Here is a 24,552-nt window from a genome sequence, read left to right as displayed (position 1 = left end):
TTAACGGTCGCCGTAGCTGCGGCGTGCGCCGTCGGTGCTGCGCGGGTTGGAACCCTTGTAGCCGCCGCCGGTGCTAGGAGCGCCGTCCTTGCGTGGTGCGCCCGGCTTGCTGAACGTGCGTTGGCCTGGCTTCGCGCCGCCACGGTTGTCGCCTGGTTTCCAGCCGCCTGGACGGGCGCTCGAACGTGGTGCCGATGCTGTTTTCTTCGGTTCGAAACCTTCGATGACATTGACCGGGATCAATTGCTTGGTGAAGCGTTCGATACGCTTGACGTTCATGCCTTCAGCGTGGTTCACCAGCGAGATGGCCAGGCCATTGCGGCCAGCGCGGCCGGTACGGCCGATGCGGTGGACGTAGTCTTCCGGGAACTTCGGCAGATCGTAGTTGAACACGTGGGTGATCGTTGGCACGTCGATACCGCGGGCGGCAACGTCGGTGGCAACCAGCACTTTGACCTGGCCGCGGCGCATGCCGTCCAGGGTGCGGTTACGCGCGCCCTGATGCATGTCGCCGTGCAAGGCGGCAGCCGAGAAACCGGCGATGTTCAGACGGTCGGCAATGGTGTCGGCGTCACGCTTGGTGGCGGTGAACACAACAGCCTGGTCCAGCGATTCGTCACGCAGCAGGTGGTCCAGCAGGCGATTCTTGTGCGACAGATCGTCGACGAAGTGGACGCGCTGGGTGATGTTTTCATGCTTGTTGCTCGAGCTTGCCACTTGGATGACCAGCGGGTTCTTCGTGATGCGGCGGGCCATGTTGCCAACGACGCCGTCCAGCGTTGCCGAGAACAGCATGGTTTGACGGCCTTCTGGCGTCGCTTCCACGATTTTTTCGATGTCGTCGATGAAACCCATGTCCAGCATGCGGTCGGCTTCGTCCAGCACCAGGATTTCCAGTTGCGAGAAGTCGATCTTGCCCGAGTCCATGTGGTCGATCAGACGGCCAGGGGTGGCGACCAGAATCTCAGGATTCTTGGCCAGCAATTGCATCTGTTTAGGGTAAGGCATGCCGCCCAGAATCGACACAGCCTTGATGCGGCGGATGCCGGTGCTGTACTTGTCGGTGTTGGTGGTCACTTGCAGGGCCAGTTCGCGCGTTGGCGTCAGCACCAGCATTTTTGGCTGGGCAGCCTTGAAACGTGGACGCTCGCCGCGGGCGCGCGATGCTTGCATTTCCTGGTTCGGCGTCTTGCCGGCGGCGCTTTGTTCGGCGCTGGCCAGTTTGTGCAGCGACGGCAGCATGAAAGCTGCGGTCTTGCCCGAACCGGTCTGCGACGAGACCAGCAGGTCACGGCCTTCGATCGCGGCTGGAATCGCTTGCGACTGTACCGCGGTTGGCGCGGTGTAGCCCGATTCGGTCAGAGCGGCGATGATGGACGGATGCAGGCCTAAGGATTCAAATGTCATTCTTTTCTTTCGTAAAAATCAGCGTTCTTGCAAAAAGCAGAACGCAAAATAGCAACGCCAACCAAAACGAAATGACTCAACTAGAAAGAAATTTCGGCACAAAAGCTTTGCGCCGGGACGGTGTCAGGTGCGACACACAAGGCGGGAGGGCTTTATAAGCGGCATCCTGTGGATGCGCTAAGGCTTGCGAAGCTGCTAAGTTTGTAGTGCATGACTGCGGTGTTGCCATCGCTTCAAGGGAACATATTGCAGCGCACAACGACACTATACCGTATTTGACGTCGTTTTGCACGGTCTAAATGGGAAGAAACGAAAGTCCTACCACGTTTTGCGCATGTTTCCTATGCGAAATCAGTAGGAATACGTAGTTTTCGCCCGTTCAGTTGAGCATGGCGACGATGTCGGCGGGCAGCGGCGGGACCTGTCGCGTTTCCCTGGTCAGGTTGATTTGCCGGGTGACCTGCGCCAGTTCGACCAAGCTGCGTTCCAGCTGATACGTTCCCTTTGCGTGCAGCCACGCCAGCACATCGTCCAGGTGCCAGATGGTGGCGCTGCCTTCATGCACGGGCACGGGAAAGCTGTGGCGGTATTTGCTCATCAGCTTGTGCAGGTTTTGCCGGGACAGGCCCAGCACTTGCGCCACGTCGGTCAGGCCCACGAAGTCGGGCGAGGCCTCGACCAGCACGGCCTCGGGCACGATGGCCTTGACGTCGGCCAGGGCGCTGAGCAGCGCCTCCCTGGCATTGCTGGCCTCGCGCGTGATTTTCAGTGCCAGGCGTCCCGCTTGACCGACGCCGACCAGGGCGTCGTCGCAACCGCCGCTGCCCAGGCGCCCGGCCAGCGCGTCGAGGTCGTGTTCGTGGTCGGGCAGGCGGTACTTGAGAGTGACGATGTAATCCATGATGGTTATCCCCTGGATTTGCGTTGCATGCAGTCGTGCATCAGTTTGTTGAAAGTGCCATTGTCGACCACCCGCCGGATCGCCCGCGCGTGATTGCCCGGATTTTTTGGCGTGCTCCAGATGCAGGCGATGCAGAATTCGCCGCAGCGGCAGCCGTCGTCATTGTAGGGGCGACATTTTGCCCCAGGCATGGCTGCCGCCCACTTCCACTCGCCAGCCCTGGCTTTCCGCGTGGCGCAGCGCCGCTTCGATTTCTTTCCTGGGGTGCGAGGAGCGCGTCATGCGATGCCTCCAATGTAGGTCGATCACTCTATTTCGGGAAGCGACTGCCGTCCAATGTCGACGGTCACCGCATCACTCTATTTCGGGATTGACGGCCATTACTTGCGAAAAGCCGCCATCGACATAGGTAATCTCGCCCGTGATGCCCGAGGCCAGGTCGGACAGCAGAAAGGCGGCCGTGTTGCCGACCTCTTCGATGGTGACATTGCGGCGCAGCGGGGCGTGCTCGGCCACAAAACCCAGCAGTTTGCTGAAATCCTTGATGCCGGAAGCGGCCAGGGTCTTGATGGGGCCGGCGGAAATGCCGTTGGCGCGGATGCCGCGCGGACCCAGCGATTCGGCCAGGTAGCGCACGGATGCTTCCAGCGACGCCTTGGCCAGGCCCATGGTGTTGTAGTAGGGCACGGCGCGCACGGCGCCCAGGTAGGTCAGGGTCAGGACCGACGCGCCCGGATGCAGCAGGGGCAGGGCGGCCTTGGCCATGGCGGGAAAGCTGTAGGCGGAAATGTCGTGCGCGATGCGGAAACTGTCGCGCGACAGGCCGTCGAGGAAGTCGCCGGCGATCGCCTCGCGCGGCGCAAAACCGATGGCGTGCACCAGGCCGTCCAACTGGTCCCAGTGGCGCGCCAGGTCGCTGAAGACGGCGCTGATCTGTTCATCGCTGGACACGTCGCAGTCGAATACCAGCTCGCTGTCGAATTCCGCCGCAAATTCCGTGATGCGCTCCTTGAAGCGTACACCCACATACGTGAAGGCGAGGATGGCGCCTTCGCGGTGGCAAGCCTTGGCGATGCCATAGGCGATGGAACGGTTCGACAGCAAGCCCGTGATGAGGATTTTTTTGCCTTGCAAGAAAGCCATGACGACTCCTGTCTGGGTAGGTGGGCGGGAAGGCGGATGTGCAACCGGCCGCGACAGCAAAGCTGTGGCGGCCGGTGGGGTGTCTCAATACGGATCAGGCGATCAGTGACGTGCCTTGGCGCGACTGTTACCGCCGCCGCGCTGGATGCGTGGTTTTACCAGGGAAATTGGCGCCGCTTGCACCTTGCCACCCTTGGTGACGCGGCGCACAGCCTTGGCGACCCGTTCAGGACGGTCCGCTTCCAGCAGCATGGTGGCGCTGTCGGCGATTTCCTGGGTGATGTCGCTGTTCATCGTGGCCGAGGTTTTCGGCACGAGGATGGTAGAGCCGGCGCGCAGGCGCGTGCGCTGGGGAATGTTGTTGGCCTGGCGCAGCACGTCGGCCGTGGTGCCGAATTTCGACGCCAGGGTTTCGATGCGTTCGCGCGCATTGGTGATCTTGTGCGTGGTCCAACTCGACAAGGCATGGCCCCATTGCGCCAGATTGGTGGTGAACTTGGCGGCGTTTTCCTGTGGCAACAGAATCTTGGTCTTTTCGCCACCGATGATGACGGGGCGGTTAAATTGCGGATTCAAGGCCTTGAATTCATCCATCGACAGTTCGGCCAGCTGGGCGGCGACGGTGATGTCGATGTCGCTGGTCTTGTCGATGGCCGTGAAGTAGGGCTGGTTGTCGACCACGGGCAGGGTCAGGCCGAACTGGGCCGGATTGGCGATGATGTTTTTCACCGCTTGCAGTTTCGGCACGTAGTTGCGCGTTTCGGCCGGCATCAGGTCGGCCAGGCTTTCGAAGTCGGTCGGCTTGCCCAGCGCCTGGTTTTTCTTGATGGCGCGCTGCACCGAGCCTTCGCCCCAGTTGTAGGCGGCCAGGGCCAGTTGCCAGTCGCCAAACATGTCATACAGGCGCTGCAGGTAGGTCAGGGCCGCATCGGTCGAGGCCAGCACGCCGCGGCGTTCGTCCTTGAACATGTTTTGCTTGAGGTTGAAATCGCGTCCCGTGGCGGGCACGAATTGCCACATGCCGGCCGCATTGGCGCTCGAGAACGCTTGCGGGTTGAAGGCGGACTCGATGAATGGCAGCAAGGCCAGTTCCGTCGGCATGCCGCGCTTTTCCAGTTCCTGCACCACGTGGAAAATGTAGCGCGAGGCGCGCGCCGTGGTGCGGGCGATGTAGTCGGGGCGGGTGGCGTACCAGTTGACGTGATTCGCTACCAGCTGGTTGTTGATGTCGGGAATCGCATAGCCGCTGCGGATGCGGCCCCAGACGTCGGCTTCGCGCAGCGGATCGGAATTGTCGCTGAGGTTTTTCAGCAGACGGTCGGTCTTTTGCAGGCGGTTGTCGAGGGTGGGGAGTTTCGCCGTGACCTGGGCGGTCATCGGGATCAGGGCGGGCGTGGTGGCGGCGACTGGCGCGTTATCGCTCTCAACACCGGCTTCGTACGCCTGGCTGAGGGCGGGCGCAAGCGCCAGGGCCAACGCCGCCAGGACGGTAGATTTAAAGGAGTTTTCGTGCATAGTGTTCCATTGTTGTCGTCGGAGAAACATCGGACAGACCCATGATTAAGCTGCGAGTGTACGTATATCCACATGCCGGAGTCAAGAATTATGTCAGCATGATGACAGCACATAGGCGTCAATAGCGATGTTTCCAGTCGCTAATAATGCAATTATTACAAATTTAATTTGCTGGATGTGCGATTTGGCCGCTGTTATAGCATACATGGCCACGGTCATGGCGCAAGCCTGGCGGCCGCCCGGTATGAGGCTGCGCAAAAGTGCGTACAATTTGGCTTTGGCCGGCCATTCAGCCGCCGGCCGCTTTATTAATAGAGAGTCAAGTATATGAACACCCCGCCGCGCCACGACGACGACAACGCCGTCATCATCGCCAATACTGTTGCCTGGCTGGAAAAGGCCGTGATCGGCCTGAACCTGTGCCCGTTTGCCAAGGCCGTGCACGTCAAGAAGCAGATCCGCTATGTGGTGTGCGAATCGAGCAATCCCGAAGATTTGCTGGCGATGCTGATGGACGAGCTGCAAACGCTGGCCGACACGGATCCCGAGCAGATCGACACGACCCTGCTGATCCACCCGTACACCCTGAACGATTTCCTCGACTACAACGAGTTTCTCGATGTGGCCGACGCGGCCGTGGAAGACATGCACCTGGCCGGCGAACTGCAAGTGGCCAGTTTCCACCCGAACTACCAGTTTGCCGAGACGTTCGAGGACGACATCAGCAACTACACGAACCGCTCGCCGTACCCGACCCTGCACCTGCTGCGCGAAGACAGCATCGAGCGCGCCGTCGAGGCATTCCCGGAAGCGTCGGACATCTTCGACAAGAATATCGCTACCCTGGAGGCGCTGGGCACCGAAGGATGGGAAAAGCTCGGCCTGCCGAAGGTATCCTGATGGCTGACAAGGAATTGCCGCCGCGTCCAGACACGCCCTGCGTGGCCGTGTGCTCGACGACTTTCGATGAAATCTGCCGCGGCTGCGGCCGCACCGTGGTGGAAGTGGCCCACTGGGTATCGATGACGGATGAAGAGAAGGAAGTAGTGTGGGTGAGGATACTGGCGCAGGGGTATCCGCGCAGGAATACCTTAGCCAACCCAAGGGCAACTGCTGGGGTCAGACCCGACGGGGGAATGCTTCCCAATGGGAAGCATTCCGATTCCGAAGGAACTGACCCCATTTTCACCGCTAACGATCAATAGCTGCCGATGAAATCTTTCTTGCCGACTTCGATACCGTTATGGCGCAGGATGTCGTACGCCGTCGTCGCGTGGAAGAAGAAGTGCGGCAGCGCGTAGTGGAACAGATAGGTCTGGCCCGTGAAGTGCTTGGTCTTTTCGCCGCTGCCCGTGGTGATGGCGCGCGTTTCGCTGCCGTCGATGTCCGCTTGCGGCAGGCTTTCCAGGAAAGCGATGGTTTTCACGATGCGTGCTTTCAGTTCAGCAAAGCTCTGCTCGCTGTCTTCATACGGTGGCACGGCCACGCCGGCCAGGCGCGCGCCGCAGCCCTTGGCGAAGTCGGTGGCGATCTGGATCTGACGCACGAACGGCAGCATGTCCGGGAACAAGCGGAACTGCAGCAGGGCGTTCGGGTCGATTTTCTTGTCTTGCGCGTGCGTTTCCGCCTTGTCCAGGATGGCGGCCAGGCTGCCCAGGATCTGTTTGAAGACGGGGATCGAAGCGGAGTAGATGGAGAAGGTCATGGTGGTTCCTCTAGGGTAAAGTGGCGCGATGATAGCAAGCCAAGCGTTTTTCTGCTGGCGCCGGCCTGACGCACCGGCCCGCGTGTGGTTTTTCAACCCTGTCTATATGACATGAGGTTGCCGCTGGCGCGTGTTTATTGGTGACTTATCCCGCTTTTTCCATGCATAATTGCTCCTGAAAAAAGTTTCTTCCCGCCTGACCACCCGACTTCCCCTGTAAAGTTCAATGATCGCCCGCCTGATCCCTGTTGCCCTGTTGCCGCATGTTTAACTCACCTTACCAGCGCCTGCGCGCCAGCCTGCGCGTGCTGTACGGCTCGTCGATCTATGGCGCCTTGCTGCTGGTGGTATTTGGCGGCCTTGTCGTGCCCGCCATCTTCGGCAGCTATGTGCTCGTCGGCGTGCATGAGCGCCAGTCGGCGCGCACCAGCCTGAACGAGGCTTTGCAGCGCAATGTCGATATCCTGGCGCTGGGCATGCAGGAGTCGCTGTGGAACATGAATGCGGAATCGGCCCATTCGCTGGTCGAGTCGGTGATGCGCGACCGTTCCGTGCTGCTGGTGAAGGTGCTGGGGCAGGGCGACACGGAATTCATCAGCTTGCAGGCGCCGCAGCGGCCCGTGGGCAATCTGTACCGCGCCGGGCGCGACATCCTCGTGCGCGGCGAACGCATCGGCCACGTCATCGTCGAGATGGACGACGCGCGCAGCCAGCAGGAACTGCGCGAAAAGCAGATGTCCTATATTTTCGTGCTGGGCGCGCAGCTGGCCGTGTCGATGGCGCTGATCGTGCTGTTCCTGAACCGCCGCCTGTTGAAACCCCTGCGCCGCCTGACGCGCTTTTCCGACCGCCTGTCGCACGGCGATTTCGACACGCCGCTGGCATCGCACAGCAATGACGAGCTGGGTCGCCTGACGTCCCAGCTCGAGCAAATGCGCGCGGCCATCGGCCAGCTGTTCGAGGATGTGGGCCAGCGCGAAGAGCGTTTCCGCACCATCGTCACGCAGGTGCCGGGCGCCGTCTTCCGCTACCGGCCCGATGGGCCCATCGATTTCGTCAGCGATGCCATCGAAGACATTTCCGGCTATTCGGCGCGCCAGTTCATGCGTGGCACCACGCATGCCTGGGCCGACTTGATCTGCCCGGAAGACCGCCGCGAGCACCGCCGCGCCGTCGGCCAGGCCGTGCTTGACGAACGGCCATATGCGCTGGAATACCGCATCATCGACGCTTTCGGCATCGAGCGCTGGGTGGCCGAGAATGGCCAGCCGCAGGTGGGCGAGCAGGGTGTCATCTGGATCGACGGCATCATCGCCGACATCAGCCAGCGCAAGCACCACGAGATGCGTATCGAAGCGCTGCTGACGGAGCAGAGCGCCATCCTCGACAATGTGATGTTCGGCGTGATGTTCGTACGCCACCGCCGCATCATTTCCGTCAACCGCCGCTGCGAGGAACTGTTCGGCTACGGCCATGCCGAAATGACGGGCAGTTCCACCGCCATCGTGTTTACCAGTTCGTATGACTTCGAAGAGGCGGGCGAGCGCCAGTATCCGGCCCTGGCCGCGGGCGGCGATTTCAGCGAGGAGCGCCAGTACAAGCGCCGCGACGGCAGCCTGTTCTGGGCGCTGGTCAGCGGCTGCGCGCTCGATCCGCTGCGCCCCAACGAAGGCAGCATCTGGGTGTATGCCGATATCACGGCGCGCAAGGAAGCCGAGGAGAAATTGCGTTTGTCGGCCACCGTGCTCGAACACATCGCCGACGGCGTGATGGTGGTCGACGCGGATGGCATCATCGTCACCGTCAATCCTGCCTTCACGCAGATCACCGGTTACGCCGAAGCCGAGGCGCTGGGGCAGCATGCGTCGCTGACGCGTTCCGAGCGCCACGACGCCGCGTTTTACCAGGCCCTGTGGGATGAACTGGCCGCCTCGGGTTTCTGGCGCGGCGAGATATGGAACCGGCGCAAGAACGGCGAGGTGTACCTGGAATGGCTGACCATCAGCGCCGTGCGCGACACGCGCGCCGTCACCACCCATTACGTGGGCGTGTTCAGCGACATCACCCTGATCAAGCAGTCGCAGGAAAAGCTCGACCACATGGCCCACCACGATCCGCTGACGGCGCTGCCGAACCGCCTGCTGTTCCACGACCGCCTGCAGCACGCGCTGCTGCGCGCCGCGCGCGACCAGGAACAGCTGGCCGTGCTGTTCATCGACCTGGACCGCTTCAAGAACGTCAACGACACCCTGGGCCACCATGTGGGCGACGAATTGCTGCAAAAGGTGGCCGGCCAGCTGGCGGCCCGCCTGCGCGAAGGAGATACCCTGGCGCGCCTGGGCGGCGACGAATTCATCGTCCTGCTCGAACGCATCGACGGCGAGTATGGCGCCACGCAGGTGGCGGAAAAACTGATGACCATGTTCGACCAGCCGTTCACGGTGGCCGGCCACGAACTGTTCGTCACCTGCAGCGTGGGCATCAGCCTGTATCCGGACGATGCGCTGGACTTGAACATGCTGATCCGCAATGCCGACGTGGCCATGTACCAGGCCAAGGCGCGCGGGCGCAATGGCTACCGCTTCTATGCGCCATCGATGACGGGCGAGGGCGTCGAGCGGCTGCGCCTGGAAACCTTCCTGCGCCGCTCGATCGAGAAGAACGAGATGTTCCTCAATTACCAGCCGCAGGTGGAAATCGACACGGGCCGCCTGGTCGGCGTCGAGGCGCTGGTGCGCTGGAACCATCCGGAACTGGGCCTGGTGCCGCCGGCCCGCTTCATCCCGCTGGCCGAAGACAGCGGTTTCATCAACCAGCTGGGCAAATGGGTGCTCGACGAAGCGTGCCGCCAGATGATGCGCTGGCAGGCGCAGGGCTTGCACGTGCCGAAGATGGCCGTCAACCTGTCCGTAAAACAGTTCGAGCGGGGCAGCATCGCCGGCATGGTGGCCGCCATATTGAAGGAAACGGGCCTCGAGCCGCAGCGCCTGCAGCTGGAAGTGACGGAATCCGTCATCATGAACACGGGGGACGCCCTCGGTTTCATCAACGACTTGCACGCCATCGGCGTGGGCCTGGCCATCGACGATTTCGGCACCGGCTATTCCTCGCTCGCGTATCTGAAACAGCTGCCCGTGCAGACCTTGAAGATCGACCGCTCCTTCATCAAGGATATCTCGACGGACGTCAACGACGAGGCGATTGCGATTGCCATCATCCAGCTGGGCAAGAGCATGCATTTGTCCGTGATTGCCGAAGGCGTGGAGACGGAAGAGCAGGCCGCTTTCCTGCTGCGCCATGGCTGCAAGCTGGCGCAAGGTTATTTTTATAGCCGTCCGGTGCTGGCACAGGATATGCTGGAGCGCTGGATCGATCACTCACTACTATAAAGGACAGCCCATGGCCGCACACTCCTCCCCGTCGCGTCGCCGTTTCCTGCTCGGTGGCCTTGGTCTCGGCGTGGCCGGCGTGGGCGCCCTGGTGCTGGGCTGGGGCGTGCTGCCGCCGCGCCAGCGCCTGCATGGCAGCGCGCCGCTGCCGCTTCAGGATGGCGCGGTGGCCCTCAACGGCTGGCTGGCCATCGGCACGGATGGCACGGTGACCCTGGCCATGCCGCGCAGCGAAATGGGGCAGGGCGTGCACACGGCCTTGCCGATGCTGGTGGCCGAGGAGCTCGACGTGCCGCTGGCCAGCGTCAAACTGATACAGGCGCCGAACGATAAAATCTTCGGCAATGTCGCCATGCTCAAGGACAGCCTGCCTTTCCATCCGGACGACCAGGGACGCTTGAAGGCGCTGGCGCAGTGGACGGTGGCCAAGGCGGCGCGCGAACTGGGCGTGATCGTCACGGGCGGTTCGTCGAGCGTGAAGGATGGCTGGGGCCCCATGCGCGAGGCGGGGGCGTCGGCGCGTGCCATGCTGGTAGGCGCCGCCGCGGCGTTGTGGCAGGTGCCGGCCGCGCAGTGCCGCACGCAGGACGGTGAAGTGCTGCACCCGGACGGCCGGCGCGCCAGCTACGCCAGCCTGGCGCAGCGTGCCGCCAGCATAGCCCCCGGCACGCCCGTGCTGAAACTGCCCAAGGATTTCAAGCTGATCGGCCAGCCGGCGCCGCGCCGCGATACGCCATCGAAAGTCAATGGCAGCGCGCGTTTCGGCATCGATGCGCGTCCGCCCGGCATGCTGTATGCGGCCCTGCATTTGCCGCCGCGCCTGGGCGATACCCTGTCCGCGTTCGACGCGGCGCCCATACTCGCCATGCCCGGCGTGAAAAAAGTGCTGGACCTGACGCCGCAGCTGGCGCAGCGCAGCGTCTCGTGCGCGGCCGTGGTGGCCGACACCTGGTGGCGCGCCAAGCAGGCGGCGGCCGCCTTGCCAACGCAGTGGAAGGCTGGCCCCCAAGCGAACTTGTCCAGCGCCGACGTCTACGCGGAATTTGCCCGCCTGTTGGATACCGAAGCCGGTTATGCCTATCACGCCAGTGGCGAGGTGGAAAGCAAAGCCGTGCAGGGCATGCGGCAGGTCAGCGCCGAGTACCGCGCACCGTTCCTCGCGCATGCCGCCATGGAGCCCGTCAACTGCACCGCGCAGGTGAAAAATGGCAAGGTGATGCTGTGGGCCTCGACGCAGGCGCCCGGCATCGCCGTCGACGTGGCGGCGAAAGTGGCCGGCGTTGACGCGAAGGACGTCAGCATCGAGGTGCTGCTGCTTGGTGGCGGTTTCGGCCGCCGCCTGGAAGTGGATATGGTAGCCCAGGCCGTGGCCATCGCGCTGCAGTGCGATGGCGCGCCCGTGCAGCTGGTGTGGACGCGCGAACAGGACACAAAGCACGATATGTACCGTCCCGCCGCGCTGGCCCGCTTTGCGGCCCGCCTCGACGAGCATGGCCGCATCGCTTCCTGGGACAATAAATCCGTCAGCGGCTCCATCACGCATCAATACTTGCAGCGCAATTTCGGCTTGCCCGGCGCGGGGCCGGACAAGACGACGGCCGAAGGCGAATTCGACATGCCGTATGAAATCGCCAACCAGCGCATCGCCCACGTGATCGCCGACAGTGCCGTGCCGATCGGCTACTGGCGCTCGGTCGGGCATTCGCACAACGCGTTTTTCAAGGAAAGCTTTATCGACGAACTGGCGCATGCGGCAGGGCAGGACGGCATCGTCTTCCGCCGCGCCATGCTGGTGCGGCATCCGCGCCATTTGGCCGTGCTCGATGCGGCCGTCGCTAGGGCGGGAAGCCCTCCGCCCGGCCATGCGCATGGCGTGGCCTTGCACCAGTCGTTCGGCAGCATCGTCGCGCAAGTGGCGCAGGTGTCTGTGGAAAACGGCGAAATCCGCGTGCAGCGCGTCGTGTGCGCCATCGATTGCGGCATTGCCGTCAATCCGAACATCATCGCCCAGCAGATGGAATCGGCCGTGCTGTTCGGCCTGTCGGCGGCGCTGGGCGGCGAGATCACCTTCAAGGAGGGGAGAGTCGAGCAGGGCAACTTCCATGACTACCCCGTGCTGCGCATGGGGCAGACGCCCGAGGTGGAAACCATCATCATCGCCAGCGCCGAGCATCCGGAAGGCGTGGGCGAACCGGGTACGCCGCCGATTGCGCCGGCCGTGGCCAACGCCGTGTTCAGTCTGACGGGGAAAAGGCTGCGCAGCCTGCCGCTGCGCCTGGCTTGATGTGGATCAGGCCAGGGTGGCGGCCAGCATCTGGCGCAGATTGCAGTCGCGCTGCCAGTCGCGCCGTTCCTGCGTGCTGACGGCCAGCGCGGCCAGTTCCTCGGCGCTGAGCGCCTGCTGCGCCTGCACCATGCGGTGCGCCAGGCCGCCATCGGGCAGCACGGTACCGAAGAAGGCGACATTGTCTTCGCGCTGTATCAGCAGGGTGGGGAAGTTGTCGATGTCGAGGTCGCCCACCACGTCGGCCTGGTCTTCGATGTCGATCCAGACGAAGACGGTGTCCGGGTGGCGCGCGGCCAGTTCCTCGAACGTGGCGCGGTAGCTGCCGCAAGTGCCGCACCACAGCGCGCACAGGCAAGCCACCGTCCAGCGCGGGCCGGCCAGGGTTGCCGCAACGTCGGCGCGGTTATCGGTCGTGAGGGTCAGGCTGTGCATGGTCGTTTCTATTAGTAGGCGGATGGGCGCGGGCGCCCGATGCGCGTATTCTACCGCGCCCGGCGATGCCAGTCCCGGGAATGCATGGGCTTGTTTAGCCGTGTTTTTTGATGCAATACACCTTTCTGGTGGATAATGCTGGTAATTGCGCGCTGATTACGCTGGTCCATGCTGTTTCCTGGCCCCGCAGCCTGACCCCTCCAGTCTGTTTTCATGCCCTGCCCGGTGTCAGCGCTCCCGCCTTTATTTATTTTTATTATGGAATTAGCCAGCTTATGTTGAGTTACCGCCACGCCTTTCACGCGGGTAATCACGCCGATGTGTTGAAGCATTATGTGCAGATTCAGTTGTTGCAATATCTGAATCAAAAAGATACCGCCTATAGTTATATCGATACCCACTCCGGCGCAGGGGTGTATGCGCTCGACGGCGGTTATGCCTCGAAAAACGCCGAGTACGAAACGGGCATCGCGCCCCTGTGGGACCGCACGGACCTGCCGGCCTCGCTGGCCGAGTACATGAAGCTGATCAAGGAAATGAATCCGAGCGGCAAGATGCGCTACTACCCGGGTTCGCCGTACTGTGCCGACAAGGTCAGCCGCGAGCAAGACCGTCTGCGCCTGTTCGAACTGCATCCAGCCGATGCAAAGATTCTGGCCGACAACTTCCGCAAGGTCGAGGCGCATGCGCTGGCCCAGGGCGAGCGTCCGACCGTGCGCGGCAAGCGCGTGCTCATCACCAAGGCTGACGGTTTCCAGAGCCTGAAAGCCCTGCTGCCGCCGCCATCGCGCCGCGCGCTGGTGCTGATCGACCCGCCGTATGAAGACAAGATGGATTACCGCAAGGTCAAGGACACCCTGGCTGACGCCCTCGTGCGCTTCCCGTCCGGCATGTATGCCGTCTGGTACCCGGTGCTGCAGCGCATGGAATCGCGTCAGTTCGCCGACAAGCTCAAGCAACTGCCCAGCTCGGACTGGCTGCACGTGACCCTGACGGTCAACACCCCGTCGCCGGACGGCTTCGGCTTGCACAGCAGCGGCATGTTCATCTTGAACCCGCCGTACACCTTGGAGCCGATGTTGCGCGAAGTCATGCCGTACCTGGTGAAGGTGCTGGGCCGCGATGATGGCGCGAAGTTTGTATTGGAAACGGGCAAGGGCGGACAGAAGAACACGGGCACCCGTCGCGTCTGAAGACACCTGACCAAACCTACTGCGCGTCGGTATAGGCGGCCTGCGATGCTCACCGTACTAGAGTACGGTTGCGCTTCTTAGCCACCTCTCCCTTCCGCTCGCTACGGTTTTGTCAGTTGTCGTGACTATCGTAGTAAGGCAAAGCAAAGCAAACGCCACGGTAAATATTTCCGTGGCGTTTGTCGTTTACTGTCCCAGCAGCAAGAACACGGTCGGTTTCTTGTGGAAGTCGGGCGCCTTGCCGGCGGCTAATTGTTTTTTCCACTGGCCGCCATTCCACGTCTGCACGCTTTCCGTGTCCAGGCTCAGGTCGGTGGCGACGCAGATCAGGGTCGACGGCGCGCATTGTGCAACGAGCGCTTCCAGCATGGCGGCGTTGCGGTACGGCGTTTCGATGAACAGCTGGGTTTGCTTTTCATTGCGCGAGCGGCTTTCCAGTTCCTTGATGCGCTTGGCGCGCAGGGCGGCGTCCGTGGGCAAGTAGCCGTTGAAGGCGAAGCTCTGGCCGTTCAGGCCGCTGGCCATCACGGCCAGCAGGATCGACGACGGGCCCACCAGCGGGCGCACTTTAATGCCGTGCTGATGCGCCAGACGCACGAGGTCGGCGCCGGGGTCGGCTACGGCGGGCACGCCCGCTTCCGACACGAGGCCCGCATCGCGTCCCGCCAGCAGCGGCGCCAGCAAGCCGGCCAGCGCTTGCGCCGGGGTATTCACGTTCAGTTCGGAAATCGTGATTTCCTGCAGCGGCTTGGCCAGCGGGTGCTGGTTGCCGATCAATTTCAAGAAGGCGCGCGCCGTCTTGGCATTTTCCGCAACGAAATAATCGAGCTGCGAGGTGATCTGCCGCACTTGCTCTGGAATGATGTGGTCCAGCGGGTCGCTTGCGCCGTCGGACAGGCCGAGGTGGTTGGGAATCAGGTACAGGGTGCCGGTCATATTGTTAGCTTTGTATTGGCCGGGGTCAGTCCCTTCGGGATCGGAGTGCGCTCCACTGGAACGCACTCCCCCGTCGGGTCTGACCCCAGGGTGATTAAATGGTGAAAAACGCCACACCTGCCTTGCGCAGCATGCCCGTGAGGGCGATCAGCGGCAAGCCGGTAAGGGCGGTCGGGTCGGTGCTTTCGATACGTTCGAGCAGGGCGATGCCCAGGCCTTCGTTCTTGGCGCTGCCGGCGCAATCGTACGGCTGCTCGATGCGCAGGTAGGCGTCCAGCTCGGCATCGGGCAAGTCGCGTACGGTGACGAGGGTCTGGACGTCTTCCACCTGCGCTACAGGCGGACTCTGGCGGCCATCGAGCAGGCACAGTGCCGTGTGGAACACGGTCTGGCGCCCGCGCATGGTTTGCAGTTGCAGCAGGGCATTCGCATGGTTGCCGGGTTTGCCGATCTGGGCGCCATCGAGTGTGGCGACCTGGTCGGAGCCGATGACGAGACTGCCAGGATAGCGGTCGAGCACGGCCTGCGCCTTGGCCTGGGCCAGGCGCAGGGCCGTGGCGCTGGGGCTTTCGCCTGGCAGGGGACTTTCGTCGAGATCGGGCACTGCCACCTCGAAAGGCAGGCGCAGGCGTTCCAGCAATTCCTTGCGGTAGGTCGAGCTCGATGCAAGAATCAAGCGCGATGGGGCGGAAGTTGGTATCATTCGGTAGTGGATGGCGGCCGGCATGGCCGCGCTGGTCGATGTCAGTGGAATTTCACGCAAATCCCAGGGCGCAGAGCCCATAACTGAGGCTCCATGCGGCATGACGGTGTTGATGAAGTGTCATGTTAATGGCAATAATTGCGTCAAAAAAGATGCTTAGCCTTTGACTCCGTGCTAAAAACCCTGTTATTATCGCAGGTTTTCCGGGGAAATTTTCTACCAATGAATGCTTTTGTGATCGACGCCTTTGATTTTTGTCGTATCAGCGGGAGCCGCGAGGGTGTAACTCCTGTCGCTGAAATGACCCGGTTGACCAAGGATTGTGCAGATAGTTCCGGCGAAATCGCCTGGAAAATCGTCGGCGGCACCAGCAAGCTGGGCTACCCACAACTGACCTTGTCGGTCAACGGCACCGTTCAGCTGGTTTGCCAGCGCTGCCTGACTCCGTATGCTTACGCAATTGATTCGACGACCACTCTGATGCTGGGCAAGGATGACGAGCACGCGGACGAGATCGAAGAAATCATCAACGATGAATCGATCGACGTGATCGTCGGCAGCCGCAACATGGATGCCGCGGCCCTGATCGAAGATGAAGCCTTGCTGGCCCTGCCGCAGGTACCCAAACACGACGTCTGCCCCGATACGGCGCAGCTCGATGCTCTCAAGACTGAAAAGAAGTCGCCGTTTGCGGCACTGAAAGACTTGAAGCCAGAATAAAGTAGTAAAGAAGCTTTCCCAAGTAAAGGACGTGTCAAACGCGTGTAGTAATCGAGTATGGCAAGTGTAGTGAAATGTAGTTGTAATAAACGATGTCGGTCCGGGCTATTTTCGGGTAGTCTTTGCCGCTGGGATACTCGATTCGCATGTATTTGCCAATCGATTGTGCTAAAATTTTAGAACTTATGTATTAGGAGTCATCATGGCAGTTCAACAGAACAAGAAAACCCCTTCCAAGCGCGGCATGCACCGTTCGCACGACTTCCTGGTCGCGCCGCAATTGAGCGTCGAGCCAGTTACCGGCGAAACACACATGCGTCACCATATCAGCCCTAACGGCTTCTATCGTGGCCGTAAAGTGTTGAAGACCAAAAACGACGAGTAATCGACGTTTTTGTTGGGTAAGATGAAAGCGGTGTTGCGTGGTTATTCGGCGTGGCGCCGCTTCTTCTTTTTTATCGGCTGCAATTCATCTTGCACACCCGTCATTTTGAATCACGCTGTCCAGGCCTGTGCATGACATGCTGCACCCTGCATATGCTCCAGTCCGATTCACATCTTGCCGCACGCCCGCAGCGGTATTGAATCAACACAAATGACAATCAAAATTTCTATCGACTGCATGGGCGGAGATCACGGTCCCTCAGTCACTATCCCCGCAGCAATTTCCTTCGTAAAACATGAGCCTGAAGCCGAACTGATCCTTGTTGGATTGGAAGACGTGATCCGTGCCGAACTGAAGAAACATAAAGCCGACACGCATCCGCGCCTGTCGGTATTGCATGCATCCGAACAAGTTACCATGGACGATCCCCTGGAAGTGGCCCTGCGCCGCAAGAAGGATTCCTCCATGCGCGTGGCCATCGAACAGGTCAAGAACGGCGTGGCGCAAGCCTCCGTTTCCGCCGGTAATACGGCAGCCCTGATGGCCGTGTCGCGCTATGTATTGAAAACCATGTCCGGCGTCGATCGCCCGGCCATCTGCAGCATCTTGCCGAATCAAAAGAACGGCCCGACCTACATGCTGGACCTGGGCGCGAACGTCGATTGCGAACCGCATCACTTGCACCAGTTCGCCATCATGGGTTCCGTGCTCGTTTCCGCCATGGAAGGTATCGAGCGCCCGACGATCGGCTTGCTGAACGTGGGCACGGAAGATATCAAGGGCAATGAAGTGGTGAAACTCACCTCGAAGCTGCTGCAGGCCGACCACGAGCGTGGCGCGCTGAACTTCTACGGCAACGTGGAAGGCAATGATATCTTCAAGGGCACGACCGATATCGTCGTCTGCGACGGTTTCGTCGGTAATGTCACCCTGAAAGCCATCGAAGGCCTGGCGCGCTTCATGAAAGACGTGCTCACTTCCGAATTCAAGCGCAATCCGATTACCATGCTGGGCGCACTGATCGCCCGCGGGGCCCTGAAAGCCATCGGCAACCGTTTGAATCCTTCACGTTACAACGGCGCCAGCCTGCTGGGCTTGCGTGGTCTCGTCTTCAAGAGCCATGGCAGCGCCGATGCCTATTCCTTCGAATGGGCCTTGCGCCGCGCTTTCGATGCGGCAAAAAATGACGTGCAAGCGCACTTGGCCAGCATGATCGCCGAGCTGATGCCCCGCACGCCAGTTCCGGATGAACCTACATCAACAAGCTCTACCATTTAGTGGACGGGTACTTGCATGACTGTTTTTAGCAAAACTTACAGCAAAATTATCGGTACCGGCAGCTACTTGCCGGAGAAGCGCGTCACCAACCAGGACTTGACCGAACAGCTCGCCGCCAAGGGCATCGAGACGTCGGATGAATGGATCGTCTCGCGCAGCGGCATCTCGGCGCGCCATTACGCGGCGCCAACGCAAAATTCCTCGGACCTGGGCGTGGAAGCGGCCAAGAAGGCCCTGGAAATGGCTGGCCTGAACGGCAACGACCTCGACCTGATCATCGTCGCCAGCTCGACTCCTGATTTCTTCGGCAGCTTCCCCAGCACGGCCTGCATCGTGCAAAACAAACTGGGCATCACGAACAACTGCGCCGCCGTCGACGTGCAAGCCGTCTGCAGCGGTTTCGTGTATGCGGTGGCCACGGCCGACAGCTTCATCCAGTCGGGCATGCACAAGAACGTGCTGGTGATCGGCGCCGAAGTGTTTTCGCGCATCCTCAATTTCGACGACCGCGGTACTTGCGTGCTGTTCGGCGACGGCGCCGGCGCCATTGTCATGACGGCGTCAAAAGAGCCAGGCATTCTGGCCACCAAGCTGCATGCGGACGGCCGCCACTCGAACATCCTCAGCGTGCCGGGCAGCCTGGCTGGCGGCGCGCTCGACGGTAGCGCCTTCCTGTACATGGATGGCCCGGCCGTCTTCAAGCTGGCCGTGTCCGTACTGGAAAAAGTCGCGCATGAAGCCCTGGAACACGCCAACATGACGTCGGACCAGATCGACTGGCTGATCCCGCACCAGGCGAACATCCGCATCATGAACAGCACGGCCAAGAAACTCGGCTTGCCTCTGGAAAAGATGGTTGTCACCGTCGACCAGCATGGCAACACCTCGGCCGCTTCGATCCCGCTGGCGCTCGACATCGCCGTGCGCGACGGCCGGGTCAAGAAGGGCGACAACGTCATGATGGAAGGCGTAGGCGGCGGCTTTACCTGGGGCGCCGTGCTGGCAAGAATGTGATGGCCGAAGGCTGATTTCGGGGTCCGACCCGTTGGGGGAATGCATTCCAATGGAGTGAATTCCGATCCCGGAGGGTCGTACCCCAGCAGTTGCATTTGGTTCTCTGAGTAAATAGTAAAAAAAAACGGAGTCGACATGACACAATTTGCATTTGTTTTCCCAGGCCAAGGCTCGCAAGCGATTGCGATGCTCGACGGTTTCGCCGGCAACCCCGTGGTTGCGCAAACCGTCGCTGAAGCGTCGGATGCCCTGCAATTCGACCTGGGCAAGCTGATCGCCGAAGGTCCGAAGGAAGAGCTGGACCTGACCACCAACACGCAACCGGTGATGCTGACGGCGGCCGTGGCCTTCTACCGCGCCTGGCTGGCGGCCGGCGGCCCCGTGCCGACGGTCGTGGCCGGTCACAGCCTCGGTGAATACTCGGCGCTGGTCGCCGCCGGCGTCATCTCGTTCAAGGATGCCGTGCCGCTCGTGCGTTTCCGCGCGCAAGCCATGCAGGAAGCCGTGCCGGTGGGGCAGGGCACGATGGCTGTCGTGCTGGGCCTGTCGGATGACGACGTGCGCGCCGCCTGTGCGGAAGCGGCGGCGGAAAATCCGGCCCTGGTGGTCGAGCCCGTCAATTTCAATGCGCCAGCGCAAGTGGTCATCGCCGGCCATACGGCGGCAGTCGAGCGCGCCTGCGAACTGGCCAAGGCCAAGGGCGCCAAGCGCGCCATGAAGCTGCCCGTCTCCGCGCCATTCCACTCGTCGCTGTTGAAGCCCGCATCGGACCGCTTGCGCGAATACATGGCCGGCTTGACGTTCTCGGCGCCGCAGATCGCGCTGATCAATAACGTCGACGTGGCCATCGTCAACGACGTTGCCGGCATCAAGGATGCGCTCGTGCGCCAGGCGGCCAGCCCCGTGCGCTGGGTGGAAACCATGCAAAAAGTGGCGGCCGACGGCATCACGCAAGTGATCGAATGCGGTCCGGGCAAGGTCCTGATGGGCCTGGCCAAGCGCATCGATCCCGTGCTCGTGGGCGACGCCATCGTCGACCAGGCATCGCTGGAACGTATTTTGACGCAGCTCAAATAAACATCAGATCGCGGCAGCTTGCCTGCCGCGCTTGCTTTTAAGGATACTCATGAATTTAGTAAATCAAGTCGTGCTGGTCACGGGCGCCTCGCGCGGCATCGGCCGCGCCATCGCCACCGAACTGGGCAAACAGGGTGCTACCGTCGTCGGCACCGCCACCTCGGAAAGCGGCGCGCAAGCGATCACCGATTACCTGGCCGCCGAAGGCGTGACGGGCAAGGGCCTGGTCCTGAACGTGACCGACGCGGCGCGCTGCGCGGCCGTCGTCGATGAAGTGCAGAAAACCTACGGCAGCCTGTCGATCCTCGTCAACAATGCGGGCATCACGCAAGACCAGCTGGCCATGCGCATGAAGGATGAAGAGTGGGACAGCGTCATTTCCACCAACCTGTCGGCCGTCGGCCGCCTGTCGCGCGCCGTACTGCGTGGCATGATGAAAGCCAAAACTGGGCGTATCATTAATATCACGTCGGTGGTGGCTTCGTCGGGCAATCCGGGGCAAATGAATTACGCGGCGGCCAAGGCCGGCGTGGAAGGCATGAGCCGCGCCCTGGCGCGCGAAATCGGCAGCCGCAACATTACCGTGAATTGCATCGCGCCGGGCTTCATCGATACCGACATGACCAAGGCCCTGAGTGAAGAGCAGCACGCGGCCCTGTTGACGCAAATTCCCCTGTCCCGTCTGGGCAAACCGGAAGACGTGGCAGCAGCGGTAGCCTTTTTGGCCTCGCCGCAAGCGGCCTATATCACGGGCACGACCCTGCACGTGAACGGTGGAATGTACATGAATTGATGTGAAAGCTAGACGGGGCGGGCGTTTGTGGCATGATTCAACGGTCGTTTTTGTCTATAATCGCATCTTTTAGCAGCAGCTTCGGTCGAATTAGCAGCAGACACCGAAATTAGTATTCGGACGCGCAAACCTGATAAAATGCGCGCACTTTCCGTAACACACACTTTGGAGCCATAACATGTCGGATATCGAACAACGCGTTAAGAAAATCGTCGCTGAGCAACTGGGCGTTGCAGAAGCAGACATCAAAATCGAATCCTCCTTCGTCGACGATCTCGGCGCCGATTCCCTGGACACCGTGGAACTGGTCATGGCCCTGGAAGACGAATTCGAAATGGAAATCCCTGACGAACAAGCTGAAAAAATCACCACCGTGCAACAGGCGATCGACTACGCCACCGCACACGTCAAGGCCTAAGCCTGTCTGACCGACTTCAGGAGAATCGCTTGAGCCGTTCTAAAAACCGTCGTGTTGTTGTCACCGGCCTGGGCTGCGTTTCACCTGTCGGCAATACTATTGCCGAGGCGTGGGGCGCAATCATTGAAGGTAAATCCGGCATTGCCACGATTACCAAGTTTGATGCACAGCCATTCACCACGCATTTCGCTGGTGAAGTCAAAGGCTTCAATATCGAAGAGTACATCTCCGGTAAGGAAGCCCGCCACATGGATACCTTTATCCATTACGGCATGGCTGCGGGCATCCAGGCGATGCAGGACTCTGGCCTGGAAGTGACCGAAGAAAACGCCGAGCGCATCGGCGTGATCATCGGTTCCGGTATCGGCGGCTTGCCGCTGATCGAGGAAACCAAGTCCGAGTACGAAAAGCGCGGTCCGCGCCGTATCTCGCCATTTTTCGTGCCTGCCTCGATCATTAACATGATCTCTGGCAACCTTTCGATCAAATATGGTCTGAAGGGCCCGAACCTGGCAATCGTTACAGCGTGTACCACCGGTTTGCACAGCATCGGTGCCGCAGCGCGCATGATCGAGTACGGCGATGCCGACGTCATGATCGCCGGCGGTGCTGAATCGACCGTGTCGCCACTGGGCCTGGGCGGTTTCGCTTCGGCGCGTGCCTTGTCGACCCGCAACGACGATCCGGCAACGGCATCGCGTCCGTGGGATACCGACCGCGACGGCTTCGTGCTGGGCGAGGGCGCTGGCGTCATGGTGCTGGAAGAGTACGAGCACGCGGTGGCCCGTGGTGCCAAGATCTATGCCGAAGTGCATGGTTTCGGGATGAGCGCAGATGCTTATCACATGACCTCGCCGCTGGAAGATGGTAGCGGCGGCAGCAAATCGGTGATCGCGGCCCTCAACAACGCTGGCTTGAACGCGGATCAAATTCAGTACCTGAACGCGCACGGCACGTCGACCCCGCAAGGCGACGTGGCGGAAGTGATGGGCATCAAACGCACCTTCGGCGAGCACGCCAAGAATCTGGTTGTCAACTCGACCAAGTCGATGACGGGCCATTTGCTGGGCGGCGCGGGCGGTCTGGAAGCGGTGTTTACGGTCCTGGCATTGCACCATCAGGTGTCGCCACCGACCATCAACATCTTCAACCAGGATCCGGCTTGCGATCTCGATTTCTGTGCCAACACGGCGCGGGATATGAAGATCGATTATGCAGTGAAGAATTCGTTCGGCTTCGGCGGAACGAATGGCACGCTGATTTTCGGTAAAGCGAAATAAGCAGGAACTTTCAAGCGCTCGCTACGGTCAAACTGTAGTGAGCGCTGATTCGGCGCCAACGTTCGTTGGTGCCTGAATTTGCCCGGCATGTTGCCGGCGCGCCTTTTTTTCCCATGAAGTATGTCAATCGCGGTAGCGGCTGTTATTCGCACGCCTGTCTGTTTGCGTCTGTTGCAAGCGGCGCTGGGACTGTGTGCCTTGCTGGCTGCCTGGCCCTTGAGCGGTGCGTGGCGCGTTGCGGCCGTGTCCGGCCCAGGCCCCGGCCAGATGGTGGGTGCTTATGCGCTGGGCTGGAGCGGTGCACTGCTGAGTGCGGCTGGCGGCGTGTTTTTACTGGCTTTGCTGCGCAGGCGCAGAAAGCCGCACACGCTTGATATTTCGCCGGTTGGCCAGTTGCGGCTGGCGGTATATCTGGAGCATGGCGGAGCGCCAGGGATGGATGCCAGCAGCGTGGCGGGGATGGTCAGCAGCGTGGCGTTGGTGCCGCCGGGGCTGCGCCTGTTGCCGGGCTCGACCCTGTGGCCGTCGCTGCTGGTGCTGTGCCTGGCCGATGCCGTGGGGCGGCGCACGCAGGTGCTGGTGCAGCGCGGCAGCAGCTGCGCCACCTTCCGCCCGCTGGCCGTGGCGTGCCGGGCCATCGCAGCGCGGAATGGGAAAGAATAAAAATGGGGCGAACACTGAACTTCTTGCAGCGGGCCAACTCTATATCCATACAGGCGCCCACGCTGCATGACTACAGGGACATTGGGCGTGAGGACAGAGCGCGAGTATGATCAGTTACTGGTCGAGCGGGTGCAGGCTGGCGACAAACGGGCATTTGATGTGCTGGTATCGAAATACCAGCGCCGCTTGATGCGCCTTGTGTCGCGCCTTGTGCATGACCCGGCGGAGGCCGAAGATGTGGTGCAGGAAACCTTTATCAAGGCATACCGGGCGCTGCGCCATTTTCGCGGCGAGGCCGCCTTTTATACCTGGCTGTACCGCATCGGCATCAATACGGCCAAGAATTATCTTGTCACGCAGGGGCGCCGCGCGGCCACGTCCAGCGATACCGACGCCGAGCAGGCGGAGTCCTTCGATGATGGCAATAAATTGCGGGACAACAATACACCCGAATCGGTGCTGGCCAGCAAGCAGATTGCGGCCACCGTCAATGCGGCCATGGATGTACTGCCCATCGAATTGCGCACGGCCATCGTGCTGCGCGAGATCGAGGGCCTGAGCTATGAAGAAATATCGGAGATCATGGCGTGCCCCATCGGCACCGTGCGCAGCCGGATTTTTCGCGCGCGCGAAGTGATTGCGGAGAAATTGAAACCGTTGCTGGACATGCCAATTGACAAGCGCTGGTAATCTGGGAGTATGAGGTTGGCATGGCTGTGTCCGGTTTCCGCACCGATCCCTTTGAAATGGCAGGACCCATCATGGATACGCATACAAGATTGCACGAGACTATTTCCGCCCTGGCCGATGGCGAGCTGGCGGCGAGCGAACTCGAACTGGCTTTTGCCGCCCTTGACACGGATGAGGGGCGGCAGATCTGGGATGCCTATCGCCATATCGGTGACGTGCTGCGCTCGGAGCAGTGCGGCCATGCACTGAGCGCCCAGTTCGATGCGCGCCTGGCCAGCCGCCTGGCCGCCGAGGCGGCGCCTGAGGGGCCGGCTGCTCATGCCGAGCCGCTGCTGCCGCTGTCCGCCGCCATCGTGCCGCCGGGCACTGCCGAGCCGCTGGAGGCGGGGCCGCTGGCGCAACGCTAAGAACTGTTTGCCATCTTATGCCAGGCTTAACGTTCCTGTCGCCCTCTTGACACTGGAGTTCGGTACGATTGACACTGTGCGCAGGCAATATCTTGCTTTTGCGATATATTGTTGCTGCCATGCGCGCTGCCGGGTGTGTTTGCCCCCGGGATTCCGTCGTGACGGCCAATCATGCACGCAGGCAATAGTCTGATCCGGTTTGATCCGTTTCTATAT

Annotated in this window: 23 protein-coding genes and 2 pseudogenes; 16 read left to right on the top strand and 9 right to left on the bottom strand. The window is 61.2% G+C overall.

Annotation, left to right across the window (positions count from 1 at the left end; translation table 11 throughout):
• From AC4BCN_RS20430 to AC4BCN_RS20410, 5 genes and pseudogenes are all read right to left on the bottom strand, one after another.
• On the bottom strand, nt 1-1,407 hold the full coding sequence (locus tag AC4BCN_RS20430; RefSeq protein WP_035820280.1) for a DEAD/DEAH box helicase: 1,407 nt from the start codon (nt 1,405-1,407) through the stop codon (nt 1-3).
• Nucleotides 1,408-1,786: 379 nt separating this feature from the next.
• Complete coding sequence (locus tag AC4BCN_RS20425; protein ID WP_490491616.1) at nt 1,787-2,308, bottom strand: helix-turn-helix transcriptional regulator; 522 nt, start codon at nt 2,306-2,308, stop codon at nt 1,787-1,789.
• A 5-nt stretch (nt 2,309-2,313) separates the two neighbouring features.
• Nucleotides 2,314-2,590 (bottom strand): annotated as a pseudogene (locus AC4BCN_RS20420) (hypothetical protein).
• Nucleotides 2,591-2,662: 72 nt separating this feature from the next.
• Nucleotides 2,663-3,451 carry an enoyl-ACP reductase FabI gene (fabI, locus tag AC4BCN_RS20415; protein ID WP_490491615.1) on the bottom strand — a complete coding sequence of 263 codons (789 nt, stop codon included), beginning with the start codon at nt 3,449-3,451 and terminating at the stop codon, nt 2,663-2,665.
• 102 nt (nt 3,452-3,553) lie between these two features.
• The gene (locus AC4BCN_RS20410; protein ID WP_034749684.1) at nt 3,554-4,966 is read right to left on the bottom strand and encodes a transglycosylase SLT domain-containing protein; all 1,413 of its coding nucleotides are present in this window, start codon (nt 4,964-4,966) and stop codon (nt 3,554-3,556) included.
• A gap of 327 nt (nt 4,967-5,293) precedes the next feature.
• Between AC4BCN_RS20410 and AC4BCN_RS20405 the strand changes: the two genes are divergently transcribed.
• The gene (locus AC4BCN_RS20405; protein WP_034749682.1) at nt 5,294-5,866 is read left to right on the top strand and encodes a DUF1415 domain-containing protein; all 573 of its coding nucleotides are present in this window, start codon (nt 5,294-5,296) and stop codon (nt 5,864-5,866) included.
• Nucleotides 5,866-6,057: pseudogene (locus tag AC4BCN_RS20400) on the top strand (DUF1289 domain-containing protein); the annotation flags it as partial. The gene AC4BCN_RS20405 and the pseudogene AC4BCN_RS20400, both read left to right, overlap by 1 nt.
• A gap of 107 nt (nt 6,058-6,164) precedes the next feature.
• Here AC4BCN_RS20400 and AC4BCN_RS20395 read toward each other — a convergent pair.
• On the bottom strand, nt 6,165-6,671 hold the full coding sequence (locus AC4BCN_RS20395) for a DUF1993 domain-containing protein (protein ID WP_034779265.1): 507 nt from the start codon (nt 6,669-6,671) through the stop codon (nt 6,165-6,167).
• A 263-nt stretch (nt 6,672-6,934) separates the two neighbouring features.
• Here AC4BCN_RS20395 and AC4BCN_RS20390 point away from each other — a divergent pair, with 263 nt between their 5' ends.
• Complete coding sequence (locus AC4BCN_RS20390) at nt 6,935-10,060, top strand: sensor domain-containing protein (protein ID WP_490491614.1); 3,126 nt, start codon at nt 6,935-6,937, stop codon at nt 10,058-10,060.
• Nucleotides 10,061-10,070: 10 nt separating this feature from the next.
• Nucleotides 10,071-12,344, top strand: coding sequence for a xanthine dehydrogenase family protein molybdopterin-binding subunit (locus AC4BCN_RS20385; RefSeq protein ID WP_490491613.1), 2,274 nt, complete (start codon nt 10,071-10,073; stop codon nt 12,342-12,344).
• 6 nt (nt 12,345-12,350) lie between these two features.
• Here AC4BCN_RS20385 and AC4BCN_RS20380 read toward each other — a convergent pair whose 3' ends face one another.
• Nucleotides 12,351-12,779, bottom strand: coding sequence for a thioredoxin family protein (locus tag AC4BCN_RS20380; RefSeq protein ID WP_490491612.1), 429 nt, complete (start codon nt 12,777-12,779; stop codon nt 12,351-12,353).
• A gap of 275 nt (nt 12,780-13,054) precedes the next feature.
• Here AC4BCN_RS20380 and AC4BCN_RS20375 point away from each other — a divergent pair, with 275 nt between their 5' ends.
• Nucleotides 13,055-13,972 (top strand): 23S rRNA (adenine(2030)-N(6))-methyltransferase RlmJ, encoded by a 918-nt coding sequence (locus AC4BCN_RS20375; RefSeq protein ID WP_034749665.1) that lies wholly within the window; start codon nt 13,055-13,057, stop codon nt 13,970-13,972.
• 186 nt (nt 13,973-14,158) lie between these two features.
• Here the strand turns inward: AC4BCN_RS20375 and AC4BCN_RS20370 are convergent, their stop codons facing one another.
• Together AC4BCN_RS20370 and AC4BCN_RS20365 are read right to left on the bottom strand one after the other, a co-directional pair.
• Complete coding sequence (locus AC4BCN_RS20370) at nt 14,159-14,908, bottom strand: SAM-dependent methyltransferase (protein WP_490491611.1); 750 nt, start codon at nt 14,906-14,908, stop codon at nt 14,159-14,161.
• Between the two features lie 94 nt (nt 14,909-15,002).
• Nucleotides 15,003-15,611, bottom strand: coding sequence for a Maf-like protein (locus AC4BCN_RS20365; protein WP_128143315.1), 609 nt, complete (start codon nt 15,609-15,611; stop codon nt 15,003-15,005).
• Nucleotides 15,612-15,833: 222 nt separating this feature from the next.
• Between AC4BCN_RS20365 and AC4BCN_RS20360 the strand changes: the two genes are divergently transcribed.
• The 11 genes from AC4BCN_RS20360 to AC4BCN_RS20310 all read left to right on the top strand — a co-directional run bounded on the left by AC4BCN_RS20360 (nt 15,834) and on the right by AC4BCN_RS20310 (nt 24,336).
• Nucleotides 15,834-16,331 (top strand): YceD family protein, encoded by a 498-nt coding sequence (locus tag AC4BCN_RS20360; protein ID WP_046683963.1) that lies wholly within the window; start codon nt 15,834-15,836, stop codon nt 16,329-16,331.
• Between the two features lie 202 nt (nt 16,332-16,533).
• Nucleotides 16,534-16,716 carry a 50S ribosomal protein L32 gene (gene rpmF / locus AC4BCN_RS20355; RefSeq protein ID WP_034749653.1) on the top strand — a complete coding sequence of 61 codons (183 nt, stop codon included), beginning with the start codon at nt 16,534-16,536 and terminating at the stop codon, nt 16,714-16,716.
• 210 nt (nt 16,717-16,926) lie between these two features.
• On the top strand, nt 16,927-17,994 hold the full coding sequence (plsX, locus tag AC4BCN_RS20350; protein ID WP_034749647.1) for a phosphate acyltransferase PlsX: 1,068 nt from the start codon (nt 16,927-16,929) through the stop codon (nt 17,992-17,994).
• Between the two features lie 15 nt (nt 17,995-18,009).
• A complete protein-coding gene (locus AC4BCN_RS20345) occupies nt 18,010-19,008 on the top strand; it encodes a beta-ketoacyl-ACP synthase III (RefSeq protein ID WP_128142573.1) in 999 nt (332 codons plus the stop codon).
• A gap of 135 nt (nt 19,009-19,143) precedes the next feature.
• The gene (gene fabD / locus AC4BCN_RS20340) at nt 19,144-20,085 is read left to right on the top strand and encodes an ACP S-malonyltransferase (RefSeq protein ID WP_035820249.1); all 942 of its coding nucleotides are present in this window, start codon (nt 19,144-19,146) and stop codon (nt 20,083-20,085) included.
• Between the two features lie 49 nt (nt 20,086-20,134).
• Nucleotides 20,135-20,878, top strand: coding sequence for a 3-oxoacyl-ACP reductase FabG (gene fabG / locus AC4BCN_RS20335; RefSeq protein ID WP_070280212.1), 744 nt, complete (start codon nt 20,135-20,137; stop codon nt 20,876-20,878).
• A gap of 178 nt (nt 20,879-21,056) precedes the next feature.
• Nucleotides 21,057-21,296 carry an acyl carrier protein gene (gene acpP / locus AC4BCN_RS20330; RefSeq protein WP_008449912.1) on the top strand — a complete coding sequence of 80 codons (240 nt, stop codon included), beginning with the start codon at nt 21,057-21,059 and terminating at the stop codon, nt 21,294-21,296.
• A gap of 29 nt (nt 21,297-21,325) precedes the next feature.
• On the top strand, nt 21,326-22,576 hold the full coding sequence (gene fabF, locus AC4BCN_RS20325) for a beta-ketoacyl-ACP synthase II (protein WP_034749634.1): 1,251 nt from the start codon (nt 21,326-21,328) through the stop codon (nt 22,574-22,576).
• 162 nt (nt 22,577-22,738) lie between these two features.
• Complete coding sequence (locus tag AC4BCN_RS20320) at nt 22,739-23,239, top strand: hypothetical protein (RefSeq protein WP_490491610.1); 501 nt, start codon at nt 22,739-22,741, stop codon at nt 23,237-23,239.
• A gap of 66 nt (nt 23,240-23,305) precedes the next feature.
• Nucleotides 23,306-23,929, top strand: coding sequence for an RNA polymerase sigma factor RpoE (rpoE, locus tag AC4BCN_RS20315; protein WP_034749631.1), 624 nt, complete (start codon nt 23,306-23,308; stop codon nt 23,927-23,929).
• A 71-nt stretch (nt 23,930-24,000) separates the two neighbouring features.
• Complete coding sequence (locus AC4BCN_RS20310; RefSeq protein WP_034750189.1) at nt 24,001-24,336, top strand: sigma-E factor negative regulatory protein; 336 nt, start codon at nt 24,001-24,003, stop codon at nt 24,334-24,336.
• Nucleotides 24,337-24,552 lie beyond the last annotated feature (216 nt).

It is taken from the genome of Janthinobacterium sp. Bl 1 (assembly GCF_058215535.1).
The sequence above is the reverse complement of the archived record's forward strand: the minus strand, read 5'-3'. Positions and strand labels throughout refer to the sequence as shown.

Bases quoted from the DNA above. Each gene is read 5' to 3' on its own strand.
- AC4BCN_RS20430 (WP_035820280.1), bottom strand. From the start codon at position 1,407: ATGACATTTGAATCCTTAGGCCTGCATCCGTCCATCATCGCCGCTCTG.
- AC4BCN_RS20405 (WP_034749682.1), top strand. From the start codon at position 5,294: ATGAACACCCCGCCGCGCCACGACGACGACAACGCCGTCATCATCGCC.
- AC4BCN_RS20345 (WP_128142573.1), top strand. From the start codon at position 18,010: ATGACTGTTTTTAGCAAAACTTACAGCAAAATTATCGGTACCGGCAGC.
- AC4BCN_RS20375 (WP_034749665.1), top strand. From the start codon at position 13,055: ATGTTGAGTTACCGCCACGCCTTTCACGCGGGTAATCACGCCGATGTG.
- fabG (WP_070280212.1), top strand. From the start codon at position 20,135: ATGAATTTAGTAAATCAAGTCGTGCTGGTCACGGGCGCCTCGCGCGGC.
- AC4BCN_RS20425 (WP_490491616.1), bottom strand. From the start codon at position 2,308: ATGGATTACATCGTCACTCTCAAGTACCGCCTGCCCGACCACGAACAC.
- rpmF (WP_034749653.1), top strand. From the start codon at position 16,534: ATGGCAGTTCAACAGAACAAGAAAACCCCTTCCAAGCGCGGCATGCAC.
- acpP (WP_008449912.1), top strand. From the start codon at position 21,057: ATGTCGGATATCGAACAACGCGTTAAGAAAATCGTCGCTGAGCAACTG.
- fabD (WP_035820249.1), top strand. From the start codon at position 19,144: ATGACACAATTTGCATTTGTTTTCCCAGGCCAAGGCTCGCAAGCGATT.
- rpoE (WP_034749631.1), top strand. From the start codon at position 23,306: ATGACTACAGGGACATTGGGCGTGAGGACAGAGCGCGAGTATGATCAG.
- AC4BCN_RS20410 (WP_034749684.1), bottom strand. From the start codon at position 4,966: ATGCACGAAAACTCCTTTAAATCTACCGTCCTGGCGGCGTTGGCCCTG.
- AC4BCN_RS20370 (WP_490491611.1), bottom strand. From the start codon at position 14,908: ATGACCGGCACCCTGTACCTGATTCCCAACCACCTCGGCCTGTCCGAC.
- plsX (WP_034749647.1), top strand. From the start codon at position 16,927: ATGACAATCAAAATTTCTATCGACTGCATGGGCGGAGATCACGGTCCC.
- AC4BCN_RS20380 (WP_490491612.1), bottom strand. From the start codon at position 12,779: ATGCACAGCCTGACCCTCACGACCGATAACCGCGCCGACGTTGCGGCA.
- AC4BCN_RS20390 (WP_490491614.1), top strand. From the start codon at position 6,935: ATGTTTAACTCACCTTACCAGCGCCTGCGCGCCAGCCTGCGCGTGCTG.
- AC4BCN_RS20360 (WP_046683963.1), top strand. From the start codon at position 15,834: ATGAATGCTTTTGTGATCGACGCCTTTGATTTTTGTCGTATCAGCGGG.
- AC4BCN_RS20310 (WP_034750189.1), top strand. From the start codon at position 24,001: ATGGATACGCATACAAGATTGCACGAGACTATTTCCGCCCTGGCCGAT.
- AC4BCN_RS20395 (WP_034779265.1), bottom strand. From the start codon at position 6,671: ATGACCTTCTCCATCTACTCCGCTTCGATCCCCGTCTTCAAACAGATC.
- AC4BCN_RS20385 (WP_490491613.1), top strand. From the start codon at position 10,071: ATGGCCGCACACTCCTCCCCGTCGCGTCGCCGTTTCCTGCTCGGTGGC.
- AC4BCN_RS20365 (WP_128143315.1), bottom strand. From the start codon at position 15,611: ATGATACCAACTTCCGCCCCATCGCGCTTGATTCTTGCATCGAGCTCG.
- fabI (WP_490491615.1), bottom strand. From the start codon at position 3,451: ATGGCTTTCTTGCAAGGCAAAAAAATCCTCATCACGGGCTTGCTGTCG.